At 59.0% G+C, this 24,346-nt stretch carries 20 protein-coding genes and 2 tRNA genes; 2 read left to right on the top strand and 20 right to left on the bottom strand.

The features are described 5' to 3' along the window. Positions 1-70 precede the first annotated feature (70 nt). The 11 genes from infB to rlmE form a co-directional block, all read right to left on the bottom strand. Positions 71-2,578, bottom strand: coding sequence for a translation initiation factor IF-2 (gene infB / locus HWV67_RS16090; RefSeq protein WP_110968914.1), 2,508 nt, complete (start codon positions 2,576-2,578; stop codon positions 71-73). A 26-nt stretch (positions 2,579-2,604) separates the two neighbouring features. After that, positions 2,605-4,086 carry a transcription termination factor NusA gene (gene nusA, locus HWV67_RS16085; RefSeq protein WP_095159739.1) on the bottom strand — a complete coding sequence of 494 codons (1,482 nt, stop codon included), beginning with the start codon at positions 4,084-4,086 and terminating at the stop codon, positions 2,605-2,607. Positions 4,087-4,146: 60 nt separating this feature from the next. Next, positions 4,147-4,605 carry a ribosome maturation factor RimP gene (rimP, locus tag HWV67_RS16080; protein ID WP_157969672.1) on the bottom strand — a complete coding sequence of 153 codons (459 nt, stop codon included), beginning with the start codon at positions 4,603-4,605 and terminating at the stop codon, positions 4,147-4,149. Between the two features lie 131 nt (positions 4,606-4,736). After that, positions 4,737-4,813: transfer RNA gene (locus tag HWV67_RS16075), tRNA-Met, on the bottom strand. A 99-nt stretch (positions 4,814-4,912) separates the two neighbouring features. Beyond that, a tRNA-Leu gene (locus tag HWV67_RS16070) sits at positions 4,913-4,998 on the bottom strand. 19 nt (positions 4,999-5,017) lie between these two features. Next, the gene (gene secG / locus HWV67_RS16065; RefSeq protein ID WP_175651987.1) at positions 5,018-5,407 is read right to left on the bottom strand and encodes a preprotein translocase subunit SecG; all 390 of its coding nucleotides are present in this window, start codon (positions 5,405-5,407) and stop codon (positions 5,018-5,020) included. A 3-nt stretch (positions 5,408-5,410) separates the two neighbouring features. Then, positions 5,411-6,166 carry a triose-phosphate isomerase gene (gene tpiA / locus HWV67_RS16060; protein ID WP_175651986.1) on the bottom strand — a complete coding sequence of 252 codons (756 nt, stop codon included), beginning with the start codon at positions 6,164-6,166 and terminating at the stop codon, positions 5,411-5,413. Between the two features lie 66 nt (positions 6,167-6,232). Then, entirely contained in the window at positions 6,233-7,573 is a 1,341-nt protein-coding gene (gene glmM / locus HWV67_RS16055; RefSeq protein WP_175651985.1) for a phosphoglucosamine mutase, read from the bottom strand. Between the two features lie 16 nt (positions 7,574-7,589). Continuing rightward, the gene (folP, locus tag HWV67_RS16050; protein ID WP_175651984.1) at positions 7,590-8,441 is read right to left on the bottom strand and encodes a dihydropteroate synthase; all 852 of its coding nucleotides are present in this window, start codon (positions 8,439-8,441) and stop codon (positions 7,590-7,592) included. An 8-nt stretch (positions 8,442-8,449) separates the two neighbouring features. After that, positions 8,450-10,357, bottom strand: coding sequence for an ATP-dependent zinc metalloprotease FtsH (gene ftsH / locus HWV67_RS16045; protein ID WP_175652458.1), 1,908 nt, complete (start codon positions 10,355-10,357; stop codon positions 8,450-8,452). A 210-nt stretch (positions 10,358-10,567) separates the two neighbouring features. Next, the gene (rlmE, locus tag HWV67_RS16040; RefSeq protein WP_175651983.1) at positions 10,568-11,191 is read right to left on the bottom strand and encodes a 23S rRNA (uridine(2552)-2'-O)-methyltransferase RlmE; all 624 of its coding nucleotides are present in this window, start codon (positions 11,189-11,191) and stop codon (positions 10,568-10,570) included. 100 nt (positions 11,192-11,291) lie between these two features. Between rlmE and yhbY the strand changes: the two genes are divergently transcribed. After that, on the top strand, positions 11,292-11,600 hold the full coding sequence (gene yhbY / locus HWV67_RS16035; protein ID WP_095159732.1) for a ribosome assembly RNA-binding protein YhbY: 309 nt from the start codon (positions 11,292-11,294) through the stop codon (positions 11,598-11,600). Between the two features lie 12 nt (positions 11,601-11,612). Here the strand turns inward: yhbY and HWV67_RS16030 are convergent, their stop codons facing one another. The 8 genes from HWV67_RS16030 to grpE all read right to left on the bottom strand — a co-directional run bounded on the left by HWV67_RS16030 (position 11,613) and on the right by grpE (position 21,970). Next, the gene (locus tag HWV67_RS16030) at positions 11,613-12,008 is read right to left on the bottom strand and encodes an MFS transporter (RefSeq protein WP_095159731.1); all 396 of its coding nucleotides are present in this window, start codon (positions 12,006-12,008) and stop codon (positions 11,613-11,615) included. Between the two features lie 28 nt (positions 12,009-12,036). Further along, on the bottom strand, positions 12,037-12,519 hold the full coding sequence (gene greA / locus HWV67_RS16025) for a transcription elongation factor GreA (protein WP_175651982.1): 483 nt from the start codon (positions 12,517-12,519) through the stop codon (positions 12,037-12,039). After that, positions 12,516-15,737: a carbamoyl-phosphate synthase large subunit gene (carB, locus tag HWV67_RS16020; RefSeq protein WP_175651981.1), complete on the bottom strand. Its 3,222-nt coding sequence runs from the start codon at positions 15,735-15,737 to the stop codon at positions 12,516-12,518. The genes greA and carB overlap by 4 nt, the downstream gene beginning before the upstream one ends. 107 nt (positions 15,738-15,844) lie before the next feature. Next, the gene (carA, locus tag HWV67_RS16015) at positions 15,845-16,981 is read right to left on the bottom strand and encodes a glutamine-hydrolyzing carbamoyl-phosphate synthase small subunit (RefSeq protein ID WP_110968924.1); all 1,137 of its coding nucleotides are present in this window, start codon (positions 16,979-16,981) and stop codon (positions 15,845-15,847) included. 267 nt (positions 16,982-17,248) lie between these two features. Continuing rightward, positions 17,249-18,052, bottom strand: a complete 804-nt coding sequence (dapB, locus tag HWV67_RS16010) for a 4-hydroxy-tetrahydrodipicolinate reductase (RefSeq protein WP_175651980.1) — start codon at positions 18,050-18,052, stop codon at positions 17,249-17,251. Between the two features lie 12 nt (positions 18,053-18,064). Continuing rightward, positions 18,065-19,189, bottom strand: coding sequence for a molecular chaperone DnaJ (gene dnaJ / locus HWV67_RS16005; RefSeq protein WP_110968926.1), 1,125 nt, complete (start codon positions 19,187-19,189; stop codon positions 18,065-18,067). A gap of 192 nt (positions 19,190-19,381) precedes the next feature. Then, complete coding sequence (gene dnaK / locus HWV67_RS16000) at positions 19,382-21,301, bottom strand: molecular chaperone DnaK (RefSeq protein ID WP_095159726.1); 1,920 nt, start codon at positions 21,299-21,301, stop codon at positions 19,382-19,384. Positions 21,302-21,403: 102 nt separating this feature from the next. Continuing rightward, on the bottom strand, positions 21,404-21,970 hold the full coding sequence (gene grpE / locus HWV67_RS15995) for a nucleotide exchange factor GrpE (protein ID WP_110968928.1): 567 nt from the start codon (positions 21,968-21,970) through the stop codon (positions 21,404-21,406). Between the two features lie 226 nt (positions 21,971-22,196). On the opposite strand from grpE, the gene recN reads away from it, so the two are divergent. Beyond that, positions 22,197-23,870, top strand: a complete 1,674-nt coding sequence (recN, locus tag HWV67_RS15990) for a DNA repair protein RecN (RefSeq protein WP_175651979.1) — start codon at positions 22,197-22,199, stop codon at positions 23,868-23,870. Between the two features lie 63 nt (positions 23,871-23,933). On the opposite strand, the gene fur is transcribed toward recN, so the two are convergent. Then, the gene (fur, locus tag HWV67_RS15985; protein WP_095159723.1) at positions 23,934-24,338 is read right to left on the bottom strand and encodes a ferric iron uptake transcriptional regulator; all 405 of its coding nucleotides are present in this window, start codon (positions 24,336-24,338) and stop codon (positions 23,934-23,936) included. Positions 24,339-24,346: the final 8 nt, after the last annotated feature.

Below are 24,346 nucleotides of genomic sequence, written 5' to 3'. Positions count from 1 at the left end.
GGACCGGGCGTTGCGTTCAGCGACAAGCGTGGCTTCACAGCCACCCGCCCGTCGCTTCCAAGCTCGTGAATCAGAGCGTACGAGCCACCTGGACTTTCTCGAAGACTTCGATCTTGTCGCCGACCTTGACGTCGTTGTAGCTCTTGACGCCGATACCGCATTCCATGCCGGCACGTACTTCGGACGCATCGTCCTTGAAGCGGCGCAGGGATTCCAGCTCGCCTTCGAAGATAACCACGTCTTCGCGCAGTACACGGATCGGGCGGTTACGGTGAACCGTACCTTCCACAACCATGCAACCGGCGATGGCGCCGAACTTCGGCGAACGGAACACGTCGCGCACTTCGGCGATACCCAGGATGTTCTCGCGAACATCGCTGCCGAGCATACCGGTCAGGGCTTTCTTGACGTCTTCGATGATGTCGTAGATCACGTTGTAGTAACGCATATCCAGACCTTCCTGCTCGACGATCTTGCGCGCACCGGCATCGGCGCGAACGTTGAAGCCGAACAGTACTGCGTTCGAAGCCAGTGCCAGGTTGGCGTCGCTCTCGGTGATACCACCGACACCGCCACCGATCACGCGCACTTGCACTTCGTCGTTGCCCAGGCCGCCGAGCGAACCTTGCAGAGCTTCGAGAGAACCACGAACGTCGGCCTTGAGGACGATGTTGAGGGTCTTCTTCTCTTCCTGGCCCATGTTCTCGAAGATGTTTTCCAGCTTGCCAGCATGAGCGCGAGCCAGTTTGACTTCGCGGAACTTGCCTTGGCGGAACAGTGCAACTTCGCGGGCTTTCTTCTCGTCAGCCACTACCGACAGCTCGTCGCCAGCGTCCGGGGTACCGTCCAGGCCGAGGATCTCGACCGGGATAGACGGACCGGCTTCTTTGACGGGCTTGCCGTTCTCGTCGAGCATCGCTCGTACACGGCCGTAGTTGGAGCCGCACAGAACCATGTCGCCTTGACGCAGGGTGCCGTCCTGAACCAGAACGGTCGCTACCGGGCCACGGCCCTTGTCCAGGCGAGACTCGACCACGACACCACGACCTGGCGCGGATGGAGTGGCTTTGAGCTCGAGGATCTCGGCTTGCAGCAGAACGGCTTCGAGCAGTTCGTCAACACCGGTACCCATCTTCGCCGAAACCTTGACGAATGGAGTGTCACCACCCCAGTCCTCGGAGGTAACGCCTTCGACGGACAGCTCGTTGCGGATGCGATCGAGGTCAGCGCCCGGCTTGTCGATCTTGTTCACTGCAACAACCAGTGGAACACCAGCAGCCTTGGCGTGCTGAACCGCTTCGCGGGTCTGAGGCATCACACCGTCGTCAGCCGCGACCACCAGGATCACGATGTCGGTCGCCTTGGCACCACGGGCACGCATGGCGGTAAACGCGGCGTGACCAGGGGTGTCGAGGAAGGTGACCATGCCGCGGTCGGTTTCCACGTGGTAGGCGCCGATGTGCTGGGTGATACCACCGGCTTCGCCAGCAGCAACCTTGGCACGACGGATGTAGTCGAGCAGCGAGGTCTTACCGTGGTCAACGTGGCCCATTACGGTCACGACCGGCGCACGGGCAAAGGTCTCACCTTCGAACTTCAGCGATTCGGCCAGGGAATCTTCCAGGGCAGTGTCGCTGACCAGGGTGACCTTGTGGCCCAGCTCTTCGGCGACCAGTTGAGCGGTCTCCTGATCGAGCACCTGGTTGATGGTGACCGGAGTGCCCATCTTGAACATGAACTTGACGACTTCAGCGCCCTTGACCGACATCTGCTGTGCAAGGTCGGAAACCGTAATGGTCTCGCCGATGCTTACGTCGCGGATGACCGGACCGGTAGGGCTCTGGAAACCGTGAGCGTTGCGTTTCTTCGGCTTGGACTTGCCACGACCGCCGCGACGGAAACCATCGCTTTCTTCCTCGGTAGTACGTGGAGCGGCGCGAGGAGTAGGAGCTTTCTCTTTCTCCTTGACCTTGACCGATACGCGCGGCGCTTCGTTGCGACGCTCGCCACCGCGACGATCATCGTCACGGGCACGGTCGTTGCGACGGCTTTCATCTTTCTTGCGGTCAGCAGCTGGAGCCGGGGCTGCAGCGGGCTCGACGGCAGCCGAGGCCTCAGCCTGCGCAACCGGAGCGGCTACAGGCGCGGCAGCCGGTGCTGCTGGCGCTTGGCGACGAGTCTCTTCCTCGGTGCGCTGACGCGCTTCGGCTTCGGACTTCTCGCGGACAGCATTTTCGGCCGCGCGGCGCTCTTCCAGCTCACGCTTCTGCTCAGCCTGGACTTCTTCCGGGCTGCGCTGTACGAAAACTTTCTTCTTGCGTACTTCTACGCTGATGCTCTTGCTACCGGCAACACGCAGGGTGCTGGTGGTCTTGCGCTGCAAGGTAATCTTGCGCGGCTCTTCCACCTTTGCCTTATGGCTGCTTTTCAAATGGGTCAGCAGAGCCTGCTTCTCACTGTCGCTCACCAGCTGACCGGCATCGGTGTGCGGCAGACCTGCCTCACGCATCTGCTGCAGCAGGCGCTCTACCGGTGCAGCGACCTCTTGGGCCAATTCTTTCACCGTGACTTGCGTCATGCACTTCTCTCCTCAGGCCAGCCTGCTTACTCGAACCAGTGGGCTCGGGCGGCCATGATCAACTTGCCGGCACGCTCTTCGTCGATGCCGTCGATGTCGAGCAGATCGTCAATCGACTGCTCGGCCAGGTCTTCGCGGGTAACCACGCCGCGCACCGCCAGTTCCGCCGCCAGATCCTTGTCCATACCCTCAAGAGAGAGCAGGTCTTCGGCCGGATGGGCGTCTGCCAGTTTTTCCTCGGTAGCGATGGCTTTGGTCAACAGACGGTCCTTGGCACGAGCGCGGAGTTCGTTGACGATCTCCTCGTCGAAGCCATCGATGTTGAGCATTTCTTCCAGCGGTACATAGGCAATTTCTTCGAGGCTGGTAAAGCCTTCGTCGACCAGCACCTGGGCCAGTTCTTCGTCGACTTCCAGCTCTTCGATGAAGTTGCGCAGGATGTCGCCGGTTTCCGCTTGCTGCTTGGCCTGGATGTCCGATTCGGTCATCACGTTCAGGGTCCAGCCGGTCAGTTGACTGGCCAGGCGAACGTTCTGACCGCCGCGACCGATCGCCTGCGCCAGGTTGTCAGCGGCAACAGCGATATCCATCGCGTGGGCATCTTCGTCAACGATGATCGCCGCGACTTCAGCCGGCGACATAGCGTTGATGACGAACTGTGCTGGGTTGTCGTCCCAGAGCACAATATCCACGCGCTCACCACCCAGCTCTCCGGAAACCGCTTGAACCCGGGAGCCGCGCATGCCGATGCAGGCGCCTTGTGGGTCAATGCGTTTGTCCTTGGAGCGAACGGCGATCTTTGCTCGAGAACCCGGATCACGCGAAGCAGCCATCACTTCGATCAGGCCCTCGGCGATTTCCGGTACTTCGATGCGGAACAGCTCGATCAGCATCTGTGGCGCGGTACGCGACAGGATCAGTTGCGGACCGCGGTTCTCAGTGCGGATTTCCTTGAGCAGCGCACGAACTCGAACGCCTACCCGGAAAGTCTCGCGAGAAATGATGTCTTCACGTGCCAGCAGTGCTTCGGCATTGTTACCCAGATCAACGATGACGTTGTCGCGGGTAACTTTCTTGACCGTGCCGGAGATGATTTCACCTACACGCTCACGATAGGCATCGACCACCTGAGCACGTTCTGCCTCGCGAACCTTCTGCACAATGACTTGCTTGGCGGTCTGGGCAGCGATACGGCCGAACTCGATGGATTCGATCTTCTCTTCGATGATCTCGCCAGCGACAGCGCCCGGTTTTTTCGCCTGGGCCTGGTCGACGGCCAGTTCGATCGCAGGATCGTCCAGGTCTTCGTCTTCGACCACAGTCCAGCGGCGGAAGGTTTCGTAGTTACCGGTGTGGCGGTTGATTTCCACACGCAGGTCAACTTCGTCTTCAAAACGTTTTTTAGTTGCGGTGGCCAGAGCCACTTCCAGCGCTTCAAAAATCACGCCGGCCGGTACGCCCTTTTCATTGGATACCGACTCAACAACCAGCAGTACTTCTTTGCTCATCGTACGCCTCGCCTTTCGCAAGCCATTAGGTCCGCTTTTTTGGAGCGGATCCGGCATGTCTCAGTCAAAACTGGGAATAATGTTGGCCTTGTCGATCGAGTCGATCGGCAACAGGAATTCGTGACTGTCCACCTGGACCACGACATCCTGTTCCTCCACACCGCGGAGCAGGCCTTGAAAGTTACGACGACCTTCGAAGGGCGTACGCAGCTTGATCTTCACTTGTTCGCCGGCATGCGAGGCAAACTGTTCAAGTGTGAACAGCGGGCGATCCATGCCAGGAGAGGACACTTCAAGGGTGTATTCGGAGCTGATTGGATCTTCAACATCCAGAACGCCACTGATCTGGCGACTGACGGCTTCGCAATCTTCGACCAGAATGCCGCCCTCTTTGTCGATATAGATACGCAGTACCGAATGTTTGCCTTGAGAAATGAACTCGATTCCCCAGCATTGATAGCCGAGCGCCTCGACCACCGGGGCCAACAAGGCCTGCAACTGTTCTAGCTTGCTCGACACCTGAACCCCCTCGTGCATGCTGTGCAAATAAAAAATGGGCAAGCGCCCATCCATGAAATGCGCCGTTGAACATCGGCGCTGAGAACTGTTCAGCTAACAAAAAGCCCCTTGAAAAGGGGCTCCGCTGAAACTGGTTGCGGGGGCTGGATTTGAACCAACGACCTTCGGGTTATGAGCCCGACGAGCTACCAGACTGCTCCACCCCGCGACAAAGCTGGGGCGAAAGTATACGACCGAACCCCCGGAAGGGTCAATCCAACCTCCACCTACAAGAAAGCCCGCTCAAAGCGGGCTCTCATGCTTCAAATGGTACCGAGAAGGGGACTCGAACCCCTACACCCTATGGGCACAACCACCTCAAGGTTGCGTGTCTACCAATTCCACCACCTCGGCAATACTACTTTGAAACCCGTTACTTCTGCTCTTGATCAGGAGGAACATCGCCAGTGTTGCCGGCTTCGTTCTTCTGTTGCTCCTGGAGCACCGGTACATCATCTGCTGCCGGTTTGGCTTGCTTAACTTCTAATACCGCTGGATCTGGCAACCCTACTTGAGTCAGCTCATGAGCTTTCTCTTTAGCAAAGTATCCTAACCCAAGAGCAGTTAAGAAGAAAGAGGCAGCTAGTATAGCAGTAAACTTACTCAGGAAGGTAGCAGAACCTTGGCTTCCGAACACAGTATTTGAAGCACCTGCGCCGAAAGATGCACCTGCTTCCGCACCTTTACCCTGTTGCAGCAGAACCAGCACTACCAAACCCAGTGCGCCCAACAGATGAAGAACGACAATAACTGTTTCCAGCATTTTTCAGTTTCCTGCGGCGCGACAAATTGCACCGAATTCGTCTGCGTTCAGGGAAGCCCCACCAATGAGCCCCCCATCAATATCCGGCATGCCGAACAGCTCAGCCGCATTGGCCGCCTTCACGCTGCCGCCGTATAGAAGCCGCGCATTCTGCGCAACTTCTGAATCCTTTACCGCCAACTGCTCGCGAATGGCTTTATGCACATCCTGCGCTTGCTGCGGAGTAGCTGTGAGGCCAGTACCGATGGCCCAAACTGGCTCATAGGCAATAATCGCACTTGCAAAGACCGCAACACCCAACGTATCGATGATGCTGTCCAGCTGCTGCCCAACAACTTCAAGCGTCTTGCCTGCTTCGCGCTCTTCGAGGGTTTCCCCTACACAGAACACAACCTTCAATCCACAGGACTGTGCCGCTGCGAACTTCCGAATCAGGGTCGAGTCTTGCTCTTCCAGAATCTGACGCCGCTCGGAGTGACCGATCAACACCCACTCACAACCGACATCAACCAACTGACTCGGAGCCACCTCTCCCGTCAAAGCCCCTTGCTGGGGTTCGACCGCGGAGTCCTGAGCACCTACAGCGATCAACTTGCCTTCAAGCCCGTCGATCACCTGTGCAATGAACAGGCTGGGTGGAAACACCGCGACATCAACACCGCTTGGCAGGGCCTGATTACTCAAGCTTTTGATCAGCTCAGCGACGCTGGCGCGGGTACCGTGCATCTTCCAGTTACCAGCTACCATAGGGCGACGCATGCTGTACCTCGTCGGTCAAAGTGGGCGCAGATGTTACCCAACCCGATCACTACTGGCAAGCGTAAATCAAACGCAAACTTCACTTACCAGTTTTGCCAGTGCTTCGGCATGGCCGCGAACCTGACTTTCGTCGTCACCTTCGACCATTACACGCACGAGAGGCTCTGTTCCGGACTTGCGCAGCAACACCCGACCACGCCCGGCCATATCCTTGGTAATACGCTCACACGCTTCCTTCACCGAAGGGTGCTCAAGCGGATCGACCTTGCTTGCCCCGAAGCGGACATTGATCAGCACTTGCGGGCACTTGCGGACAGCCTGGCGAGCTTGCGCAAGGGTCTCTCCACGGCGCTTGAGCGCCATCAGCACCTGCAGAGCAGCGATGATCGCGTCTCCAGTGGTGGTGTGGCTACAGCAAACCACATGGCCGGAGTTTTCCCCGCCAATGATCCACTCGCGCGCCAGCAGCTCTGCCATGACGTAACGGTCACCCACCTTCGCTCGCACGAAGGGAATCGACAGGTCTTTCAGCGCAAGCTCCAGCCCCAGGTTGCTCATGAGCGTACCCACCACGCCACCTTGAAGCTTGCCGCGGTCATGGAGGTCACGCGCGATGATGAACAAGAGTTCGTCACCATCAACAATGGCGCCCGTGTGATCAACCATCAGCACGCGGTCACCGTCACCATCGAAGGCGATACCCAGATCGGCATGACCAACCAGCACTGCCGCCTGCAGCGACTCGATATGAGTCGAGCCACAGTTTTCATTGATGTTCAGACCATCCGGCTGCGCAGACAGCACGGTAACTTCGGCACCCAGCTCACGAAACACGCTTGGAGCTACCTTGTAGGTCGCGCCATGAGCACAGTCGATAGCCAGCTTCAGGCCAGAGAAATCGGTGCTGCTGGGGACACTGCTCTTGCAGAATTCGATATAGCGACCGGCCGCATCGTTGATTCGGGAGACCTTGCCCAACTTGCTCGACTCGACCACTGTCATCGGTTGGTCAAGCAGCTCTTCGATCATCAGTTCGACTTCGTCAGGCAACTTGGTACCTTGCCCGGAGAAAAACTTGATGCCGTTGTCGTCATGCGGATTGTGGGAGGCACTGATGACGATGCCCGCCTCAGCATGGAAGGTCCGCGTCAGGTAGGCGATAGCCGGAGTCGGCATCGGCCCCAACAGCAGCACATCAGCCCCGGCAGCCGAAAGCCCGGCCTCCAGGGCAGACTCGAACATATACCCGGAAATACGGGTGTCCTTGCCTACCAATACACGGCAGTGACCCTGCTTGCGGAAGGCCATACCCGCCGCCCAACCCAGCTTGAGCATGAAATCAGGGGTAATAGGGAACTCACCAACACGACCGCGAATGCCGTCGGTACCAAAATATTTTCTACTCATAAATGCTCCGTCACTCTTATTCGGCGGCTTGTACCGCAGCGATCATCCGTACGATGTCGACGGTTTCAGCAACATCGTGAACACGAAGGATCTTCGCTCCTTTGGTGATCGCCAATGCGGCCAGCGCCAAGCTGCCATATAGCCGTCCATCTACCGCCCGATCAAGGGTCAGGCCGATCATACTCTTGCGCGAGACACCCACCAGCAAAGGGCGCCCCAAGCGCTGCAGGCTGTCCATATGCTTGAACAGGCTGAGATTATGCTCCAGCGTTTTGGCAAAGCCGAAACCTGGGTCAAGAATTATGCGTTCTGCCTCGATTCCAACAGAACTGCAGGCAGCCATCCGCTCTTCAAGATACGTCGCAACCTCGGCAGTCACGTCACCGTAGCTTGGGGCGTCCTGCATGTTTCCGGGCTCACCGCGCATATGCATGAGGCACACAGGCAAGCCGGTAGCCGCAGCAGCATCCAGGGCTCCGTCACGACTGAGCGAGCGGACGTCATTGATCAGCCCTGCCCCGAGGCGCGCCGACTCACGAATAACCGACGGCGTCGAAGTGTCCACCGAGATGATCACATCCAGCTCACGATTCAGAGCCTCGACGATAGGCGCAACGCGCTCAAGCTCCTCAAGAGCAGTGACAACGCGCGCCCCTGGCCGGGTGGACTCCCCGCCCACATCGATCAACGTAGCGCCGGCAGCCACCATCTCCTCGGCATGGCGCAGCGCCGCGTCACGCTGAGTGAAGCGGCCGCCATCTGAAAAGGAATCCGGAGTGATATTGAGAATACCCATTACATGGGTATGCGAAAGGTCAAGAACCCGGTTGCCGCAAGGCAACCGGGTTGGGTACTGCTGTGAAGTCATGTCAGCCCTTAGTGTTGCGCTGCCGGCCCACCAATCGGGGACTCTGGACGATCACCCTGGGAAGCCGTCGTTCCAGATGTACCCGAGTCACCATCCCAGTCACGCGGTTCGCGCGGTGGGCGGCCAGCCATGATGTCTTCGATCTGGTCGGCATCAATGGTTTCGTACTTCATGAGTGCGTCGGCCATTGCGTCGAGCTTGTCACGGTTGTCGGTGAGGATCTGCTTGGCCGTGGCATAGCACTGGTCAATGATGCTGCGAACCTCGGAATCGATCAGCTTCGCAGTCTCGCCGGAAACACTGGCGTGCCCAGAACTGGAGCCGCGCCCCAGGAACACTTCGCCCTCTTCCTCGGCGTACATGAGCGGACCAAGCTTCTCCGACAGCCCCCACTTGGTAACCATGTTACGAGCGATCTGACTGGCCCGCATGATGTCATTGGAAGCGCCTGTGGTCACACCATCAAAGCCAAGGGTCATTTCCTCAGCGATACGGCCACCGTACAGCGAGCAGATCTGACTGATCAGCGCACGTTTGGAGAGGCTGTAGCGATCTTCTTCCGGCAGGAACATGGTCACACCCAACGCACGACCGCGAGGGATGATGGATACCTTGTAAACCGGATCATGCTCCGGAACGACGCGACCAACGATCGCGTGGCCCGCTTCGTGGTAAGCGGTGTTCTGCTTCTCTTTTTCCGACATGACCATGGTTTTGCGCTCAGCGCCCATCATGATCTTGTCTTTGGCCAGCTCGAACTCTTTCATCTCGACAACGCGCTTGCCGCCACGCGCTGCGAAAAGAGAAGCCTCGTTGACCAGGTTGGCCAGGTCAGCACCCGAGAAACCAGGAGTACCGCGGGCAATGACTGCAGGATTGACGTTCTCGCCAATCGGCACCTTGCGCATGTGAACCTTGAGGATCTGCTCACGACCACGAATGTCTGGCAAACCAACAACCACCTGGCGGTCGAAACGGCCGGGACGCAGCAAGGCAGGGTCAAGCACGTCTGGACGGTTGGTAGCTGCGATCACGATGATGCCATCGTTCATCTCGAAGCCATCCATCTCTACCAGCAACTGGTTGAGGGTCTGTTCACGCTCGTCGTGACCGCCACCCATGCCAGCACCACGATGGCGACCTACGGCATCGATTTCGTCGATGAAAATGATGCACGGCGCATGCTTCTTGGCCTGCTCGAACATGTCACGTACGCGACTGGCACCCACACCCACGAACATTTCGACGAAGTCGGAACCGGAAATGGTGAAGAACGGAACCTTCGCCTCGCCAGCGATGGCCTTGGCCAGCAATGTCTTACCGGTACCAGGAGGACCAACCATCAAGACGCCGCGAGGAATACGACCGCCCAGGCGCTGGAACTTGCCCGGATCACGCAGGAACTCGACGAGCTCGCCGACTTCTTCCTTCGCCTCATCACAACCCGCCACGTCGGCCAGTGTGGTTTTGACCTGATCCTCGGACAGCAGTCGCGCCTTGCTCTTGCCAAAGCTCATCGGGCCGCCCTTACCACCGGCGCCACCTTGCATCTGCCGCATGAAGAACATGAAGACCGCGATGATCACGAGGATCGGGAAGCTGGCTACCAGTAGCTGCGTCCAGATGCTTTGCTGCTCTGGCTGCTTGCCTTCGACCACAACATGGTTGTCGACCAGGTCGCCGATCAGACCGTTGTCCTGAATGGCCGGACGGACGGTCTTGAAGGTGTCACCGTCAGTACGTTTACCAGTAATGACGTAGCCGTCGACCGCAACGCGCTCGACCTTGCCATCCTTGACTTGCTGGATGAAGTCGGAATAGTTGAGGGTTTGCGGCTCATTCGGGCTGGAGAAGTTGTTCATCACTGTCACCAGGACAGCCGCGATGATCAACCACAGGATCAAATTCTTTGCCATATCGTTCAATTAGCTACCCTCTGAAGCAGGTTTAGGCGCAACCGTGCCTCGCATGATAATCACCGGCGTAACTTACTACATTACCTACAACAGCAGTTGGCGCCGTCTGTAACCCTTTGTGAATCTAGACTACACGATGTTCATCCATATCAGACACACGGACTGATTGGAAAAAACTATCACTGCCTCAAGAAGCCGCCGGTGATGCTTTTACTCCCCGCGATACCCTCTCGCCAGCAGGTACTGCTCTCGTGAGCGATCACGCGAAGAATCGGGCTTCAGCATCTGCACCTTGTCGAACTTCTTGCGAGTTTCCTTGAGGTAAACATCAAAGCCTTCCCCCTGGAAAATCTTGATCAGGAAATCACCACCAGGCTTGAGCACGCGAGTAGCCAGATCAATGGCTAGCTCACAGAGAAACATTGCCTTGGGGATATCGACGGCTGGCGTACCACTCATATTGGGGGCCATATCGGAAATCACAAGGTCCACATGCGAATTACCGACGGCCTCAAGAATTTTCGCCAGGACGTCATCCTGCGTGAAGTCGCCCTGAATGAAGGTGACATCAGGGATGCTGTCCATCTCCAGGATATCCGACGCGATCAGACGCCCCTGACCGCCGATCAGACGACTGGTCACCTGCGACCAGCCACCCGGCGCGGCGCCCAGGTCAACAACGCTCATGCCTGGGCGGATGATTTTGTACTTTTCCTGAATTTCCAGCAGTTTGTAGCTCGCACGCGAGCGATAACCATCCTTTTGCGCCATTTTGACGTAAGGATCGTTGAAATGTTCTTTCAGCCAGCCAAGGCTTGTCTTGGAACGCGCCACTGGGCACCTCGATGATTAGGGTCGTGATTAACTGGGCGGATCCACGGGCCCTCGGGTAAAATGGCCGCCATTTTTACAGAATCAGACAAAGGGTCAGATTATGCCGCTCAATAACGAGCAGAAGAAACAGTACAAATCCATTGGCCACGATCTGAAACCAGTTCTGATTGTGGCAGGCAATGGACTGACTGAGGGCGTTCTTGCCGAACTGGAACGCGCTCTGGCCGATCACGAACTGATCAAGGTCGAGATCCGCTCGGAAGACCGCGAAGAGCGTGCCGCAGCAATCGCTGCGCTGTGCAAGGCTGGCCGCGCCGAACTGGTGCAGACCATCGGGAAGAAGGCACTGATCTATCGCCGCAACCCACAGCCAAACAAGCAACTGTCGAACATTCACCGCTACAAGTGATGTTCGCTCCGATCAGTGGCGCGCTTTGCGCGCCCTGCCCGGCACCGGTTGCAGCACCAGCAACAGACCGGTAAGGCCCAGCACCAGGTAACAGAACAACTGCCAGCGCAGTTGCCCCGCGAACACCGTGCTCAATACGAAGTAGACAGCACACGCCAGCACCGCCATAAGCAGCAACTGCCCACGCGCATCCCGCCATAGACTGGTCATGCCCTCGGCCCGGACCAGCACCAACACCTGCACGCCGCTACCGACAGCCGCGAAAGCCACCAGCAATGACGCCACCACACGACTGACATCTTCGACCAGCAACGGCGCGAGGCCGACCTGATTCAGCGCGGGCAACAACCCCAGATGAAGGATCCACAGGCCACCGACCCAGAGTACCTGGGCCAGTTGCCAGATCACGGCCGTGGCAGCGAAGCCACGGGACCGGTCAGATGTGTTTGACTTCGACAATCTCGTACTCGAGCACGCCGCTAGGTGTCTTGACGACCACCACGTCCCCTTCTTCCTTGCCGATGATGGCACGGGCAATCGGCGCACCCGCCGACAGCTTGCCCTTCTTGATGTCGGCTTCGTCCTCGCCAACGATCTGGTAAGTCACCTGATCGCCAGTCTCGGCATTTTCCAGCAACACGGTAGTGCCGAAAATGACCTTGCCAGTGTGGGCAATGGTGGTCACGTCGATCACGACCGAGTTCTGCAAACGGCCTTCGATATCACGGATACGTGCCTCGACCATGCCTTGCTCCTCGCGGGCGGCATGGTATTCAGCGTTTTCCTTGAGGTCACCCAGCTCGCGCGCTTCGCCAATCGCCTGACTCAGGCGCGGGCGCTCGGTCTTGCTCAGGAACAGGTGCTCTTCTTCCAGGGCGCGAGCGCCCTGGACGGTCATCGGGTATTTGGTAATGCTCATGCTTTAAGTCCTGCATGCAGATCCTGCAAGCGGCGAACGGTCTTTTCCGGACCGAATTTCAGCGCTTCACAGATAGCTTCACCGGCCGCAATGGTAGTGGTGCAGTAGATCTTGTGCTGCAACGCATTGCGGCGAATCGAGTAGGAGTCGGCAATCGACTGACGACCTTCCGTGGTATTGATGATCAGCGACACTTCGTCGTTCTTGATCATGTCGACCACGTGCGGACGACCTTCGGTCACCTTGTTCACGCGACGCACTTTCAGGCCAGCCGCTTCGATGATCTTGGCGGTACCGGCAGTAGCAACCACTTCGAAGCCCAGAGCGATCAGGTCACGGGCAACGCCAGCCACTTGTGGCTTGTCGTCGTCACGTACGCTGATAAACGCAGTACCGCCGGTCGGCAGCACTTCGCTGGCGCCCATCTGCGCTTTGGCGAAGGCTTCACCGAAGCTGTCGCCGACGCCCATCACTTCACCAGTGGATTTCATCTCAGGGCCGAGGATCGGGTCAACACCCGGGAACTTGGCGAATGGGAACACCGCTTCCTTGACGCTGTAGAAGTTCGGAATGATTTCCTTGGTGAAGCCCAGCTCTTTCAGCGATTTGCCCGCCATGACGCGCGCGGCGATCATCGCCAGCGAAGTGCCGATGCACTTCGACACGAACGGCACGGTACGGGAAGCGCGCGGGTTGACCTCGATCACGTAGATCTTATCGCCCTGCAACGCCAGCTGGACGTTCATCAGACCAACAACGCCAAGCTCCAGGGCCATCTTCTTGACCTGTTCGCGGACTTCGTCCTGAACATGGGCTGGCAGCGAGTATGGCGGCAGCGAGCACGCGGAATCACCGGAGTGAACGCCGGCCTGCTCAATGTGCTGCATGATTGCGCCGATAACCACGTCGGTGCCGTCGCACACCGCATCCACGTCCATCTCGATGGCGCAGTTGAGGAAGTGGTCGAGCAGGACCGGGCTATCGTTCGAAACCTGTACCGCTTCGCGCAGGTAGCGCTTGAGCTCGTCCAGTTCGTAGACGATTTCCATGGCACGACCGCCCAGTACGTAGGACGGGCGAACTACCAGCGGATAACCGATAACGCCAGCGGCGCGAATGGCTTCGTCTTCGCTACGCACGGTGGCGTTTGGCGGCTGCAGCAGGTTCAGGCGCTGAACCATCTGCTGGAAGCGCTCACGGTCTTCCGCGCGGTCGATGGCGTCAGGGCTGGTACCAATGATTGGCACACCGGCCTCTTCCAGCGCGCGAGCCAGTTTCAGCGGAGTCTGACCGCCGTAGTGGACGATCACGCCTTTCGGCTTCTCGACGCGAACCACTTCCAGCACGTCTTCCAGCGTCAGCGGCTCGAAGTACAGGCGATCAGAGGTGTCGTAGTCGGTGGAGACGGTTTCCGGGTTGCAGTTGACCATGATGGTCTCGTAACCGTCTTCACGCAGGGCCAGTGCCGCGTGTACGCAGCAGTAGTCGAACTCGATGCCCTGGCCGATACGGTTTGGACCGCCACCCAGGATCATGATCTTGTCGCGAGTCGACGGGTTGGCCTCACACTCTTCCTCATAGGTCGAGTACAGGTAGGCGGTGTCGGTCGCGAACTCGGCGGCGCAGGTGTCGACGCGCTTGTAGACCGGGAACACTTCCAGCTTGTGGCGATGACGACGCAGATTCTTGTCGGTGATGCCCAGCAGCTTGGCCAGACGCTGGTCGGAGAAGCCCTTGCGCTTCAGGCGCAGCATCAGGTCCTTGTCGATGGTCGACAGACCGAGGGTCTTGACCTTCTCTTCGTCCTTGATCAGGTCTTCGATCTGGATCAGGAACCAGTGGTCGATGCTGGTCAGCGCGAAGATTTCGTCGCGGGTCATGCCGGCGCGGAAAGCATCAGCCACGTACCAGATACGCTCGGCGCCCGGCACGGTCAGTTCACGCTTGAGGATGCTCGCCGCTTCCGGACTGGCCAGGTCGACTTTCGGGTCGAGGCCGCAGACGCCAACTTCCAGACCGCGCAGGGCTTTCTGCAGGGATTCCTGGAAGGTACGGCCGATGGCCATGACCTCACCCACGGATTTCATCTGGGTGGTCAGGCGGGCGTCGGCTTTCGGGAATTTCTCGAATGCAAAGCGCGGCAGCTTGGTAACGACGTAGTCGATCGACGGTTCGAAGGACGCCGGGGTACGACCCCCAGTGATGTCGTTCTGCAGTTCGTCGAGGGTGTAGCCGACCGCCAGCTTGGCCGCGATCTTGGCGATCGGGAAACCGGTGGCTTTCGAAGCCAGGGCGGAAGAACGCGATACGCGCGGGTTCATCTCGATCACGACCATGCGGCCGGTGTCCGGGCAGATGCCGAACTGAACGTTGGAACCACCGGTTTCGACGCCGATTTCACGCAGCACCGCCAAGGAGGCGTTGCGCATGATCTGGTATTCCTTGTCGGTCAGGGTCTGAGCCGGTGCGACGGTGATCGAGTCGCCGGTGTGCACACCCATCGGATCGAAGTTCTCGATGGAGCAGACGATGATGCAGTTGTCCTTTTTGTCGCGGACCACTTCCATCTCGTACTCTTTCCAGCCGATCAGCGATTCGTCGATCAGCAGTTCCTTGGTCGGCGACAAGTCCAGACCACGGGCGCAGATTTCTTCGAATTCTTCACGGTTGTAGGCGATGCCGCCGCCGGTGCCGCCCATGGTGAAGGATGGACGAATGATGCAAGGGAAGCCCAGCTTGTCGAGGACCGCATTGGCCTCGTCCATGGTGTGAGCGATACCCGAGCGCGGGCAATCCAGGCCGATCGACTTCATGGCCTTGTCGAAGCGCGAGCGGTCTTCGGCTTTGTCGATGGTGTCGGCATTGGCGCCGATCATTTCCACGCCGAATTTTTCCAGGACGCCTTCGCGCTCCAGGTCCAGGGCGCAGTTCAGAGCGGTCTGGCCACCCATGGTTGGCAGCAGCGCATCCGGACGCTCTGCCTCGATGATCTTGGCAACCGTCTGCCACTTGATCGGCTCGATGTAGGTGGCGTCGGCCATGGCCGGGTCGGTCATGATGGTGGCCGGGTTGGAGTTCACCAGGATGACGCGATAGCCTTCCTCGCGCAGGGCTTTGCAAGCCTGGGCGCCGGAGTAGTCGAATTCGCAGGCCTGGCCGATCACGATCGGGCCAGCGCCGAGAATCAGGATGCTTTTAATGTCTGTACGTTTTGGCATGGTTGTCACTCAAATCCGCAGGTCAGTCGGCAAGCCGTCTTGAACAATCTTGGTCAGGCGCGCCCGAACCAGGCCGAAGCCGGTTCAGGGCCTTCTCGCAGGGATGCTTAGCGGCGCTTGGCCATGGCATCGATGAAGCGATCGAACAGTGGCGCGACGTCGGTCGGGCCAGGGCTCGCTTCAGGGTGGCCCTGGAAGCTGAACGCGCTCTTGTCGGTACGCTCGATACCTTGCAGGGTACCGTCGAACAGCGACTTGTGGATCGCACGAACGTTGGCCGGCAGCGTGGCCTCGTCGACCGCGAAACCGTGGTTCTGGCTGGTGATCATTACAACGCCGGTATCCAGGTCCTGGACCGGGTGGTTGGCACCGTGGTGACCGTGACCCATCTTGACGGTCTTGGCGCCGGAGGCCAGGGCCAGCAGTTGGTGACCAAGGCAAATACCGAACACCGGAATCTCGGTCTCGAGGATTTCCTTGATGGCCTGGATAGCGTAGTCGCAAGGCTCTGGGTCGCCAGGGCCGTTGGACAGGAACACGCCATCAGGTTTGAGCGCCAGCACTTCGCTGGCCGGGGTTTGCGCCGGCACCACGGTCAGGCGGCAGCCGCGAGCAACCAGCATGCGCAGGATGTTCAGTTTGACGCCGTAGTCGTAGGCAACGACGTGGTACGGCAGATCGGCAGCTTCGATGGTCGGGTGGCTGTCGCTTTTCAGCTCCCAGACACTGGAACGCCATTCGTAGGAAGTCTTGGTGCTGACCACTTTGGCCAGGTCCATGCCCTTCAGGCCCGGGAAGCCGCGAGCGGCGGCAATGGCGGCTTCTTCGCTGATGTTGTCACCCGCCAGGATGCAGCCATTCTGCGCGCCCTTTTCACGCAGGATGCGAGTCAGGCGGCGAGTATCGATACCGGCGATCGCCACGACATTGTTGGCCTTGAGGTAGTCGCTCAGGGACAGCGTGTTACGCCAGTTGCTGGCAATCAGCGGCAGATCGCGGATAACCAGGCCGGCCGACCATACGCGGTCAGACTCGGCATCTTCCGGAGTAGTACCGGTGTTGCCGATGTGTGGGTAAGTCAGGGTAACGATCTGTTGCGAGTACGAAGGGTCAGTCAGGATTTCCTGATAGCCGGTCATTGCGGTGTTGAACACCACCTCGCCAACGGTCTGACCGTCGGCTCCAATGGCTTCACCGCGAAAAATGCTGCCATCGGCAAGGGCGAGTATGGCTGGCTTAGTCAAGAAGACCTCCGTAAATAGCCTGAAGGGGCGATCGCAGGTTGCAAAAAAGCGGAATGACGTATAGACACGTCACCCCGCTTTCTTCGTCGAATTATCTGCGCGCTTTTAGTGGACACACTAAAGCTGTAGCTTACAGAAATGTGCTTTTTTGGTCTACCACTGATGTGCCTGAAAGGCTCAGGAATGCGACAAGTCGCATCACAAGGGCTGCGAAAACGAGCTGACCGTCACTGACCAGCCCGTTTCCGAGAGAGATGAGGCGATAAATCAATGCAGGTCGAGCACATCCTGCATGTCGTACAGACCTGGCTCACGGCCATCGAGCCAGAGCGCAGCACGCACCGCACCCTTGGCGAAGGTCATGCGACTGGATGCCTTGTGAGTGATCTCGACACGCTCGCCTTCCGCGGCAAACAGCACCGTGTGATCACCCACTACATCACCGGCACGCACAGTGGCGAAACCGATGGTCTGGCGATCACGTGCGCCGGTCTGGCCTTCACGACCGTAGACAGCCACTTCCTGCAGATTGCGACCCAGCGCCTGGGCAACCACTTCGCCCATGCGCAGCGCGGTACCGGACGGCGCATCGACCTTGTGGCGGTGGTGAGCTTCGAGGATCTCGATATCAACCTCATCACCCAGCACACGAGCAGCGGTGTCGAGCAGCTTCAGGCACAGGTTGACGCCAATGCTGAAGTTGGCGGCAAAGACGATCGGAATCTCTTTACCGGCTTCGGCCAGCAGTTGCTTTTCCTCGACACTGAAACCGGTGGTGCCGATAACCATGGCCTTACCCGCCTTGCGGCAGAAAGCCAGGTTCTTCAGCGTGACCGAAGGGTGAGTAAAGTCGATAAGCACATCGAACTCATCCACCACTCGCGCGAGGTCGCCGGAAAGCGGCACACCAATGCGCCCCAGCGCAGCCAGCTCACCAGCATCAGCACCCACCAGCGTGCTGTCGGGACGATCAACCGCCGCCGTGAGGCCGGCACCCTGAGTCTGCTGAATCGCCTCGATCAGGGTTTTGCCCATGCGCCCTGCCGCGCCCACTACCGCTATACGTCGCATGCCTTTTCCTTTTTACAGATCGCCGAAGAAGCGCTTTACACCCTCGAACCAGCCATTGGCCTTGGGAGAATGGGAACTATCGCCTTCCAGTGAAGCACGCAGTTCTTCGAGAAGCTCACGCTGACGACGACTGAGATTAACCGGGGTTTCTACCGCCACCCGACACACCAGGTCACCGGCACCGCCGCCGCGCACCGGAGCGACACCCTTGCCGCGCAGACGGAACTGCTTGCCGGTCTGGGTCCCTTCCGGGATCTTCAGCTTGACCCGACCATCAAGGGTCGGCACTTCCAACTCGCCACCCAGCGCAGCGTCGGTGTAGCTGATTGGCACTTCGCAGTACAGGTGCTTGCCGTCGCGCCGGAAGATCGGGTGCTCACGCACATTGATCACGACGTACAGGTCACCGGTCGGACCACCCTGAGTACCCGCCTCGCCCTCGCCGGAAAGACGAATGCGGTCGCCGGTATCGACACCAGCCGGCACCTTGACCGACAGCGTCTTGTACTCTTCGATGCGACCTTCGCCGTGGCAGGAGTCGCACGGGTCGGTGATGATCTTGCCTTGGCCCTGGCAGCGCGGACAGGTCTGCTGCACAGAGAAGAAGCCTTGCTGCATGCGCACCTGACCAATGCCACCGCAGGTCGGGCAGGTCGCCGGCGAAGAACCTTTCTTCGCGCCGGAACCGTCGCACGGATTGCAGTTGACCAGCGTCGGAACACGGATATTGACCGTGGTACCGCGCACCGCTTCTTCAAGGTTCAGTTCCAGCGTGTAACGCAGGTCACTGCCACGCTGGGCGCCGCCACGCGAGCCGCCGCGGCCACCACCAAAGAAATCACTGAAGACATCGCCAAAGATGTCGGAGAAGTTGGCGCCACCGAAGCCCGCACCGCCGCCACCCATGCTTGGGTCGACACCGGCATGGCCATACTGGTCGTAGGCCGCGCGCTTGCTGGCATCGGACAGGACTTCGTATGCCTCGTTGGCTTCCTTGAATTTCTCTTCCGACTCTTTGTCGTCGGGATTACGGTCCGGGTGATGCTTCATCGCCAGACGGCGATAGGCCTTTTTCAGATCGGCCTCGCTTGCGCCTCGCTCGACTCCCAGAACCTCGTAATAGTCACGCTTCGCCATGGTTCTATGCACTCTTGAGGACGTTCGGCAAACCTCTGCGCATTGAGCGCTGTGCCGACAGCACCGGCATGTGAACCAGTGCTGTAAAAATTCGGGTATTCCAGACACGCCAACGCGGGAGCAAGCCCCCGCGCGGCGATATCCTACCAGTCAACGTCAAACATCAGTCAACCGGCCGACAACAAGCAGCAATTACTTGTTGTCTTTGACTTCTTCGAACTCCGCGTCGACGACGTCGTCGTGCTTGGCTTCGTCAGCCTGCTGTGCCTGAGCACCCGCTTCCGGCTTCTCGGCCTGCTCGGCGTACATCTTCTGAGCAACCGGAGCGGAGACTTTCGACAGCTCTTCGACCTTGGCATCGATAGCAGCCTTGTCGTCGCCTTTGACAGCAGCTTCCAGAGCAACAACAGCGGCTTCGATCGCGGACTTCTCGTCAGCAGTCACCTTGTCACCGGCGTCAGCGACCATCTTGCGAGTCGAGTGAACCAGCGCGTCACCCTGGTTACGGGCTACAGCCAGCTCTTCGAACTTGCGGTCTTCCTCGGCGTTGACTTCAGCGTCGCGGACCATCTGCTGGATTTCTTCCTCGGACAGACCGGAGTTGGCCTTGATCACGATGGACTGTTGCTTGCCGGTGGCCTTGTCTTTCGCGCCGACGTGCAGGATGCCGTTGGCGTCGATGTCGAAGGTCACTTCGATTTGTGGCACGCCACGTGGAGCAGGTGGAATCTCAGCCAGGTCGAACTTGCCCAGGGACTTGTTCTGTGCAGCCTGTTTACGCTCACCCTGCAGCACGTGAATGGTCACGGCGCCCTGGTTGTCATCGGCAGTCGAGAACACCTGCGACTTTTTGGTCGGGATGGTGGTGTTTTTCTCGATCAGCGCGGTCATCACGCCACCCATGGTTTCGATACCCAGGGTCAGCGGGCTGACGTCCAGCAGCAGCACGTCTTTCACGTCACCTGCCAGAACCGCACCCTGGATGGCAGCACCCATGGCAACAGCTTCGTCCGGGTTGACGTCTTTACGCGCTTCCTTGCCGAAGAAATCAGCAACGGTTTTCTGCACCAGCGGCATGCGGGTCTGGCCACCGACCAGGATCACGTCGTCGATCTTGCTGACGTCGATACCGGCATCTTTCAGAGCGATGCGGCAAGGCTCGATGGTGCGCTGAACCAGGTCTTCGACCAGCGACTCCAGCTTGGCGCGGGAGATCTTCACGTTCAGGTGCTTCGGACCGGTCGCATCCGCAGTGATGTACGGCAGGTTGACGTCGGTCTGCTGGCTCGAGGACAGCTCGATCTTGGCTTTTTCAGCAGCTTCTTTCAGACGCTGCATCGCCAGCGGGTCACCTTTCAGGTTCATGCCGCTTTCTTTCTTGAACTCGTCGACGAGGTAGTCGATCAGGCGAATGTCGAAGTCTTCACCACCGAGGAACGTGTCACCGTTGGTTGCCAGTACTTCGAACTGGTGCTCGCCGTCGACTTCAGCGATCTCGATCACCGACACGTCGAAGGTACCGCCACCCAGGTCATAAACGATGACGGTGTGGTCGCCGCGAGCCTTGTCCATACCGTAAGCCAGAGCGGCTGCGGTTGGTTCGTTGATGATCCGTTTTACGTCCAGACCAGCAATACGACCAGCGTCTTTGGTAGCCTGGCGCTGGCTGTCGTTGAAGTACGCAGGAACAGTGATGACCGCTTCGGTCACTGCTTCGCCGAGGTAGTCTTCGGCGGTTTTCTTCATCTTTTTCAGGACTTCGGCGCTGATTTGCGGCGGAGCCATTTTCTGACCGTTCACTTCGACCCAGGCGTCGCTGTTGTCAGCCTTGACGATCTTGTACGGAACCATCTGGATGTCTTTCTGCACGACTTCTTCATCGAAGCGACGGCCGATCAGACGTTTTACCGCGTACAGGGTGTTGTGCGGGTTGGTCACCGCCTGGCGCTTGGCCGACTGGCCAACCAGGATTTCGCCATCGTTGGCGTAAGCGATGATCGACGGCGTGGTGCGAGCGCCTTCGGCGTTCTCGATCACCTTGACGTTGCCGTTTTCCAGAATGGAGACGCAGGAGTTGGTAGTCCCCAGGTCGATACCGATAATTTTGCCCATGTTAACTCTCCCGAAACTTTGGATTTGGTTGCCGCAGTGGTGTTGGCCAACTGCGGTAGCACTTAAACGCTTGACACCTAGATGGGGGTCGCCAGGTTAATTTCAAGCCTTCTCGTCGATAGAAGGCGAAACTGGCGCTGGAGCCTTGCTGACCACGACCATGGCCGGGCGCAGCAGGCGACCATTGAGCTGATAGCCCTTCTGGAAGACCTTGAGCACGGTGTTCGGCTCGACCTCGGCACTTTCCTGCAGGGCCATTGCCTGGTGATGCTCGGCATTGAACGGTTCGCCGTGCGGATCAATGGCTTCGAGGTTGAAGCGCTTGAGGGTGTCCTGGAACATCTTCAGGGTCAGCTCGATGCCTTCGCGCATCGGACGAATGCTTTCGTCATCCGGGTTGGACAGCTCAAGACCGCGCTCCAGGCTGTCGATCACCGGCAGCAGGTCGCCAGCGAACTTCTCCAGAGCGAATTTGTGCGCCTTTTCCACGTCCTGTTCGGCGCGGCGGCGAATATTCTGCAGATCGGCCGCGGTACGCAGGGCCTGATCCTGGGCCGCCGCCAGTTGCTCTTCGAGCACCTGCACGCGCGCAGCCAGCTCGTTGGCGCCCGCGTCGGCGGATTTGTCGGCGTTCAGATTCTGTTCGTCCAGCATCTGTTCATCAGCCATGAAATCTCTCCTCTCATTTCGTCAGCGAGCTCGACTCGCGTATCTGCCGGCCTATATGGGGTCGCAAAAAGCAGCTTCAAGGGTGATTGAACATCAATGTGGCGACGACATAACTGTCCGCGATCAAAACGCGGCCTCGACGACGGAATCGGACTAAGCGCGGGCATTGTCAGGGAATTTGAAAACACTGTATAAATAACCAGACATTTTTCTGGGAGCCGCCCGAATGCTGGTGCACCTGTCCATCCACAATTACGCCATCGTCGAACACCTCGACCTCGAACTCGCCCGAGGCATGAGCGTCATCACCGGCGAAACCGGTGCTGGCAAATCGATCATGCTCGACGCGCTCGGCCTGACGCTGGGTGATCGTGCCGACAGCGGCGTGGTGCGCCCCGGCGCGGACAAGGCCGACATCCTCGCGACCTTCGATCTGATCGACATTCCTGAAGCACGCACCTGGCTGGCCGAGCGCGACCTCGACAACGACGGCCCATGCATTCTGCGCCGAGTCATCACCGCCGAGGGCCGGAGCCGCGGCTACATCAACGGCACGCCCTGCCCGCTGGGCGACCTCAAGGCGGTCGGCGAATTGCTGATCGACATCCACAGCCAGCACGAACACCAGTCGCTGCTGAAAACCGACACCCACCGTCGCCTGCTCGATGAATACGCCGGCGCCACCGATCTTGCCCGCCAGGTGCAGATGGCAGCCCAGCGGTGGCGCCAGACGCGCGCGGAGCTGGACCGACTGTGCAATTCCGGCGACGAGCAGCGCGCGCAACACCAGTTGCTCAGCTATCAACTGGAAGAGCTGGACAATCTCGGCCTCGGCGAAAACGAACTGGAGCAACTGGAACAGGAACACAAGAACCTGACCAATGCCGAGGCGCTGTTCGGCATCTGCCGTCAGGTGATCGACCACTGCAGCGAAAACGATTCGGGCAACGTGCTCAGCGCACTGACCGTCAGCCTCAACCGCCTGACCGCGGTTAACAATGCACCGCACGCCCTGGGCGAGGCTGCCAACCTGATTGCCAGCGCACAGATCCAGGTCGAGGAAGCGGTGGGCGAGCTCAACCGTTTCCTCGACAACTTCGATGCTGACCCGGCGCGCCTGCAGCAGCTGGAAGAACGCCTGGATACGCTCTACACCCTGGCGCGCAAGCATCGCGTGCACCCCAGTGAATTGATCAGCCTGCAACAGCGCCTGGGCGAAGAACTGGAAAGCCTCAATGCCAACGACGAATCCATCGAGCGGCTGGAAGAAGAACTGAAGGCGTATGCCCGCCATTATCAAGAGAAGGCCAGCGAGCTCAGCGGGCTGCGCAGGAGTGCGGCCAATCAGCTTGCCGCTGCGGTAGAAGTTGAGATTCAGCGCCTGGGGATGCCCGGAGGACGCTTCTGTATCGAACTACGCGCTGGCAACGGCGATGACCTGCACCCACACGGACTGGAACAGGTGGAGCTGCTGGTCAGCGCGAACCCCGGCCAACCGCTCAAGGGCCTGGCAAAAGTGGCGTCCGGAGGCGAACTGTCACGCATCAGCCTGGCCATTCAGGTGATCACCGCGCAGACCTCACGCATCCCGACACTGGTATTCGATGAAGTGGATGTGGGGATCGGCGGTCCTACCGCCGAAATCGTCGGGCAATTGCTGCGCCGACTGGGCGAGCGCGGCCAGGTACTGACCGTCACTCACTTGCCGCAGGTTGCCGCGCAAGGCCATCACCACCTGTTCGTGCACAAGGTTCGCAACAGCGATGCAACCCACACCGCGGTCGCCAGCCTGGGCAAGCGCGAGCGCGTCGAGGAAGTCGCACGCATGCTCGGCGGCATCGATCTGACCAAGGAATCTCTCGCCCACGCCAAGAAGATGGTCGTGACCAGCAAAGCCTGACCTCGGAAAGCACGAAGGCGACCCTGAGGTCGCCTTCGAAGCTTTTGCCGCAAGCGCTAGCGCTTACTTCTTCTTGCGTACGTACAGCACCAGATTGTGATCAACCAGCTCGTAACCGTGCTGGGCAACAATTTCTTTCTGGCGCTTCTCGATTTCGGGATCGAAGAACTCGATCACCTCACCGGATTCCACGTTGACCATATGGTCGTGGTGGCCACCGTCGGCCAGTTCGAATACCGCATGACCGCCGTCGAAGTTGTGACGCACGACCAGACCGGCCGCCTCGAACTGGGTCAGAACACGGTACACCGTGGCCAGGCCAACATCTTCTCCCGCTTCCATCAATGCCTTGTAGACATCTTCAGCGCTCATATGGCGCTGCTCGGTGGAGTCGAGCATCTGTAGGATCTTGACTCGAGGCAGGGTTACCTTGAGACCGGCTTTGCGCAGTTCGCTATTTTCAACCATGGTCAGCT

Source organism: Pseudomonas sp. Marseille-P9899, from assembly GCF_903166565.1.
Lineage (GTDB): Bacteria > Pseudomonadota > Gammaproteobacteria > Pseudomonadales > Pseudomonadaceae > Aquipseudomonas > Aquipseudomonas huaxiensis.
This window is presented reverse-complemented; position numbering and strand designations above follow the sequence as displayed.

Excerpts from the sequence above, each read along its gene's own strand:
- glmM (WP_175651985.1), bottom strand. The coding sequence starts at position 7,573 with ATGAGTAGAAAATATTTTGGTACCGACGGCATTCGCGGTCGTGTTGGT.
- yhbY (WP_095159732.1), top strand. The coding sequence starts at position 11,292 with ATGCCGCTCAATAACGAGCAGAAGAAACAGTACAAATCCATTGGCCAC.
- tpiA (WP_175651986.1), bottom strand. The coding sequence starts at position 6,166 with ATGCGTCGCCCTATGGTAGCTGGTAACTGGAAGATGCACGGTACCCGC.
- dnaK (WP_095159726.1), bottom strand. The coding sequence starts at position 21,301 with ATGGGCAAAATTATCGGTATCGACCTGGGGACTACCAACTCCTGCGTC.
- grpE (WP_110968928.1), bottom strand. The coding sequence starts at position 21,970 with ATGGCTGATGAACAGATGCTGGACGAACAGAATCTGAACGCCGACAAA.
- carB (WP_175651981.1), bottom strand. The coding sequence starts at position 15,737 with ATGCCAAAACGTACAGACATTAAAAGCATCCTGATTCTCGGCGCTGGC.
- nusA (WP_095159739.1), bottom strand. The coding sequence starts at position 4,086 with ATGAGCAAAGAAGTACTGCTGGTTGTTGAGTCGGTATCCAATGAAAAG.
- dnaJ (WP_110968926.1), bottom strand. The coding sequence starts at position 19,189 with ATGGCGAAGCGTGACTATTACGAGGTTCTGGGAGTCGAGCGAGGCGCA.
- secG (WP_175651987.1), bottom strand. The coding sequence starts at position 5,407 with ATGCTGGAAACAGTTATTGTCGTTCTTCATCTGTTGGGCGCACTGGGT.
- folP (WP_175651984.1), bottom strand. The coding sequence starts at position 8,441 with ATGACTTCACAGCAGTACCCAACCCGGTTGCCTTGCGGCAACCGGGTT.
- fur (WP_095159723.1), bottom strand. The coding sequence starts at position 24,338 with ATGGTTGAAAATAGCGAACTGCGCAAAGCCGGTCTCAAGGTAACCCTG.
- recN (WP_175651979.1), top strand. The coding sequence starts at position 22,197 with ATGCTGGTGCACCTGTCCATCCACAATTACGCCATCGTCGAACACCTC.
- ftsH (WP_175652458.1), bottom strand. The coding sequence starts at position 10,357 with ATGGCAAAGAATTTGATCCTGTGGTTGATCATCGCGGCTGTCCTGGTG.
- greA (WP_175651982.1), bottom strand. The coding sequence starts at position 12,519 with ATGAGCATTACCAAATACCCGATGACCGTCCAGGGCGCTCGCGCCCTG.
- infB (WP_110968914.1), bottom strand. The coding sequence starts at position 2,578 with ATGACGCAAGTCACGGTGAAAGAATTGGCCCAAGAGGTCGCTGCACCG.
- dapB (WP_175651980.1), bottom strand. The coding sequence starts at position 18,052 with ATGCGACGTATAGCGGTAGTGGGCGCGGCAGGGCGCATGGGCAAAACC.